5 protein-coding genes and 1 pseudogene are annotated in these 5,218 nt (G+C 64.9%); all 6 read left to right on the plus strand.

Annotated features, from left to right (window positions below):
- A pseudogene (locus tag EN742_RS23340) lies at positions 1 to 586 on the plus strand (hypothetical protein); the annotation flags it as partial.
- 130 nt (positions 587 to 716) lie between these two features.
- Positions 717 to 2,021 carry an ABC transporter substrate-binding protein gene (locus EN742_RS23345; protein WP_126057017.1) on the plus strand — a complete coding sequence of 435 codons (1,305 nt, stop codon included), beginning with the start codon at positions 717 to 719 and terminating at the stop codon, positions 2,019 to 2,021.
- 214 nt (positions 2,022 to 2,235) lie between these two features.
- Complete coding sequence (locus EN742_RS23355; RefSeq protein ID WP_128333327.1) at positions 2,236 to 3,117, plus strand: branched-chain amino acid ABC transporter permease; 882 nt, start codon at positions 2,236 to 2,238, stop codon at positions 3,115 to 3,117.
- Positions 3,114 to 4,076 carry a branched-chain amino acid ABC transporter permease gene (locus EN742_RS23360; protein WP_128333328.1) on the plus strand — a complete coding sequence of 321 codons (963 nt, stop codon included), beginning with the start codon at positions 3,114 to 3,116 and terminating at the stop codon, positions 4,074 to 4,076. Before EN742_RS23355 ends, EN742_RS23360 begins: the two co-directional genes overlap by 4 nt.
- Positions 4,073 to 4,801, plus strand: a complete 729-nt coding sequence (locus tag EN742_RS23365) for an ABC transporter ATP-binding protein (protein WP_127406999.1) — start codon at positions 4,073 to 4,075, stop codon at positions 4,799 to 4,801. Before EN742_RS23360 ends, EN742_RS23365 begins: the two co-directional genes overlap by 4 nt.
- Positions 4,794 to 5,218 (plus strand): ATP-binding cassette domain-containing protein (locus tag EN742_RS23370; protein WP_128333329.1); only part of this gene is annotated, 425 nt, incomplete at its 3' end. The genes EN742_RS23365 and EN742_RS23370, both read left to right, overlap by 8 nt.

Here is a 5,218-nt window from a genome sequence, read left to right on the forward strand (position 1 = left end):
CTTCGACGGACTGTCGAAAACCTTCTTCTGGCTCGGCCTGTTCGGCGTCAATCCGCTGGAGTTTCCCGGTCGCACCGCGCTGATCGGCATCGGCAGCTTCGGCCTTGTCTTGACTTTCGTCCTGCTGGCAGCAGTGTTTGTGCTTGCCGTCCATATCGGCCAGCGCCTTGCCGGCAGCGGCCATTCGCTGCGCCAAGCTGCCGGCCTGCTGGTCTGGTCGATCGTGCCGATCGCGCTCGCCTACCATTTCGCCCACTACCTGACGGCGCTGCTGGTCGATGGCCAATATGCGCTGGCTGCTATGTCCGATCCGTTCGCGCTCGGCTGGAATCTGTTCGGTACCGCCGGCATGGAGGTCGAGGCCGGCGTGATCGCCGGCGCCGACTCGGCCTGGTGGCTCTGGAATCTCGAGGCCGGCGTCATCATCCTTGGCCATGTGCTGGCCGTCCTCGTCGCCCATGGCCTGGCCTGGCGGCTGCATCCGGTCGCGGCGCGCGCGGCGCTCAGCCAGCTACCGCTTACCGTGCTGATGATTGCCTATACGGTCTTTGGCCTTTGGCTGCTTGCCACGCCGACCGCCGGGTAAAAAAGGCGGCCTCAAGTGCCGACCGGGAAGTTCGCTTGCCAGGTCGAGGCTTTGGTGATTTAGTTTGTACACATGCAATTTTTGCCTCGTTACAGCCATTGGTCAAAACTCAAAAAACAGGGGAACTGCCGTGTCTGACAAGAATGGGTTTTTCGATCTTTCCAAGACCACTCTTTCGCGCCGCACTGCGCTGAAGGGCCTCGCCGCCGGCGCCGGCCTCGCCGTCGCGCCGGGCTTCGTCCGCTACAGCCAGGCGCAGAGCTCGGCGCCGATCAAGATCGGCTTCCAATCGCACCGCACTGGCATCGGCGCCGCCTATGGCCGCTGGTACGAGAAGACGAGCGCCGCCGCGGTCAAGGCGATCAACGATGCCGGCGGCATCAATGGCCGCCAGGTCGAACTGGTCATCGAGGATGACGGCACCGATCCCGCCCGCGGCGCCGAAGTGGTCGGCAAGTTCGCCACCCAGCACAAGACCGACATCGTCTTCGGCACCCTGTTCTCGCATGTCGTGATCGGTTCGGCGCCGGCCGCCGGCGAAAACAAGATCCCCTATTTCGTCGTCAGCGAAGGCCACCACGTCGCCTCGACCAAGCTCAACCGCTATGTCTTCCAGCCCGGCATCACCGATGTGAAGAGCCAGATCCAGTCGATGGCGCCGTGGATCGCCGCCAATGCCGGCAAGAAGGTGACGCAGATCTTCCCCGACTTCGCCTTCGGCTACGACCATCGCGACTATCTGCCGCCGGCGCTGAAGGCACAGGGCGCCGACGTCATCGCCCAGATCGCCATTCCGCCGACGGAGTCGTCATTCACCAAGTACTTCCCGCAGATTCCGGCCGAGACCGAGGTGATCTACCATGTCATGGTCGGCCCGGCCGTGCTCACCTTCGTCAAGGAGCTCGGCGAGTTCTACGGCTCGTCGCGGCCGCAGCTGTTCGGCTTCATGGATTCGCTCGAGGCCACCGACATCAACAGCCCCGGCCTCGAATTCCTCGACGGTAGCCATTTCTGGGAAGGTTCGCCGCGCTATGCGCAAGCCGACGATTCCGCCGCCCAGAAGGCCTATCGCGCCGCTGTCGGCATCGACGACAATGGCGCCGCCGTCGGCGATCCCAAGGACGTCTCCACCGCCTCGCACATGTTCGGCTGCTGGGAAACGCTCTATGTCGTCAAGAAGGCGATGGAGGATGCCGGCTACAAAGGGCCTGAGGATCGCGCCAAGCTGGTCGAGGCGACCGAGGCGCTGAAGGAGTTCGCTGAAGGGCCGGAGCATCCGCAGGGCCCGAAGACCTTCAATGGCAAGATCCACCAGTGCTTCGGTATCCAGAACATCTCCAAGGTCGAGAGTGGCAAGCTCAAGGTCGTCCACAAGACCAAGATCGAGGACGGCCTCTACGAGCCGGAAGGGGATTACACGACGCAGGCGCTGTGAACTTAGCTCCAGCAGCGTGAGCGCCAAGCCATCCCCCTCTGTCCTGCCGGACATCTCCCCCTCAAGCGGGGAGATCGGATTTCACGGCGGGTTTCGCCAATTACCAACGATGGTAGAAAAGCGCCGTCGCAGGTCCTGCCAATCTCCCCGCTTGAGGGGGAGATGCCCGGCAGGGCAGAGGGGGGCGCCTCGCGCATCCGCTGGCAAATAACCAATGCACTTCGGACCCCATCTCCTCCTCGCCGCCCTCGAAGGCCTCGTCACCTCGGCCGTGCTGGCGCTGACGGCGCTTGGCCTGTCGCTGGTGTTCGGCGTCATGCGCGTAGTCAATGTCGCCCATGGCGAGTTCTTCATGCTGGGCGCGGTACTGGCCTGGGCGATTTCGACGGCGATATCGGGCCATCCTGCGCTCGGCTTCGTCGCCGCGCTGGTCATCGCGCCGCTCATCGTCGGCGCGGTTGCGCTGGTCGCCGAGCGGCTGGTGCTGCGCCGGCTCAATTACAATCCGGAAGCCACCATCGTCGCCACGATCGGTATGCTCTACATCATCCAGCAGCTGGCGCTGACCTTCTACGGCCCGGAGGCGCGCCCGGTCGAGCCGCCCTTCAGCTACCGCATCCTGCTGCCCTGGTTCGGCTATTCCGGCTACAAGCTGTCGGTGGTCGCGGCCTCCGCGCTGCTGCTCGTCGCCACCTGGCTGGTGCTGACTCGGACCAAGGTTGGGCTGCTGATGCGCGCCACCCAGTATGACAGCGAGACCGCGCAGGCCTTCGGCATTCCGGTCGACCGCGTCTATTGCGGCGTCTTCGCGCTCGGCGCCATGCTTGCGGCAATAGCCGCGGTGCTGATCGTGCCGATCAGCCAGGCGCATTATCTGATGGGGCAGGATCCGCTGCTGCTCTCCTTCATCGTCGTCATCATCGGCGGCCTCGGCTCGCTGCGCGGCACCCTCGTCGCCGCCGTGCTGATCGGCCTGTCGGATGGCATCATCTCGATGTTCTTCTCGCCGACGCTGGCCAAGATCATCGCCACGCTTGTCGTTGCCATGGTGCTGGTGTTCCGGCCGCAAGGCCTGTTCGGGACGGCGTCGCGATGACGGAAGCTTCGCCGGCAAAGGCCTATGCGCTGCATCTCGGCGTCACCGCCCTGCTCTTCGCGCTGAGCTTCGTCCTGCCGGACTATCACCACGGCCTCATCGCCCGCATCATGGTGCTGGCGGTCTTCGCTATGGGCTACAATCTGCTGTTCGGCTATGTCGGCCTGCTCAGCCTCGGCCATGCCATGTTCTTCGCCGCCGGCCTCTACGGCGCGGGCTTAAGCGTCTATCATCTCGGCTGGAGCGTGCCGGCCGCCTTCCTGGCCGGCATCGTCTGCGGCGCGCTGCTGGCCCTGGTCATCGGCGTGCTGGCACTGCGCACGTCCGGCGTCGCCTTCATGATCGTCACCATGATGTTCGCGCAGGTGTTTTCGCTGCTCATCCTCTATTTCGCCGTCTGGACCGGCGGCGACCAGGGCCTAGTCGTTCAGCAAGCGGCGCGGGTGCTGACCCTGGGCGGCACGACGCTCGACCTCACCAACCCGACCGTGCGCTACATGAGCGCGCTGGCCCTGTTCTCCATCGTCCTGCTGGCGACGCTTGCCGTCATCCGCTCCCGCTATGGCCGCGTGCTGGTCGCCGTCCGCGAGAACGAGGAACGGACGAAAATGCTCGGCTACGACACCTTCTCCAACAAGCTCGCCGCCGTCGTCGTCTCCGGCACCATCTGCGCGGCCTCGGGCGCCGCCTATGCGCTTCTGTTCGGCTATGTCGGCTCCAGCTTCGCCTCGGTGCAGTATTCCATCCTGCCGCTGCTCTGGGTGCTGCTCGGCGGCGCCGCCACCGCGCTTGGCCCCCTCATCGGCACGCTGTTCATGTACTATGTCACCGACATCACCAGCGGCTTCATCTCGGCCTATCTGCTGATCGTCGGCGTCGCGCTCATCCTGCTGGTGCTGTTCTTCCCGAAGGGGATCATGGGCAGCATCCGCCAGCGCTGGCTCGGGTGGCTGCCATGATGCCGCTTCTGACAACCAAGGGCCTGTCCCGCAATTTCGGTGGCCTGCGCGCCGTCGACAATGTCGACTTCGCGCTGATGCCGGGCGAGATCCGCGCCGTCATCGGTCCCAACGGCGCCGGCAAGACTACCTTCGTCAGCCTGGTCAGCGGCCGCATCCCTCCTTCATCCGGGATGATCGTCTTTGATGGCGCCGATATCACCAGCCTGCCGGCCTACAGACGGGTTCGCCTCGGCGTCGCCTACACCTTCCAGATTACCAGCGTCTTCGCCAATCTCTCCGCCTACGACAATGTCGCTTTGCCGGTGCAGCGTACGCTGACCGACGGACGTTCCAAGGGCGCGGTCAGGGCCGGCGTGATGGCCGCGCTCGAGCGCACCGGCCTTGCCGGTCGCGCCCATATGCCGGCGGGCCAGCTATCCTATGGCCACCAGCGGCTGCTCGAAGTGGCGATGGGTCTGGCGCTGAAGCCGCGCCTCTTGATCCTCGACGAACCGACGCAAGGGTTGGCCGACAGCGAGATCGACAATTTCATCGAGCTCGTGCGCGAGATCGCCAAAAGCGCCACCGTGCTCCTGATCGAGCACAACATGCCGGTCGTCATGCAGCTCGCCGACCGCATCACCGTCTTCAACGCCGGTCGTATCCTCGCCGAAGGCACGCCGGAACAGGTGCGCGGGAATCGCCAGGTGCAGGACGCCTATCTCGGGGCCGGCCATGACTGAGGCAGGCTCCAAGGCGCTGGCCATCTCCGGGCTCGACTGCTTCTACGGCGAGGTCCAGGTCCTCTACGGGCTCGACCTTGTTCTCAACAAGGGCGAGGTGCTTTGCCTGTTCGGCCGCAACGGCGCCGGCAAGACGACCACGCTGAAGGCGATCATGGGCCTGGTTCCGGCGGCGGCCGGCTCGATCAGACTGGACGGCACGGAGCTCACCGGCCTGGCGGCGCACGACGTGCCGAAGGCCGGCGTCGCCTATGTGCCGCAGGGCAGGCGATTGTTCGCCGAGATGACGGTGACGGAAAACATCGAAATCGGCCTGATGACGCGCGGCAAGGGCAAGGCCGTGCGGGAAAATGTCCTCGACCTTTTTCCATTGCTGCGCCAGCGTCTCAGGCAGCGCTCCGGCACGCTGTCCGGCGG

Source organism: Mesorhizobium sp. M4A.F.Ca.ET.020.02.1.1 (genome assembly GCF_004022645.1).
In the GTDB taxonomy this organism is placed as follows: domain Bacteria; phylum Pseudomonadota; class Alphaproteobacteria; order Rhizobiales; family Rhizobiaceae; genus Mesorhizobium.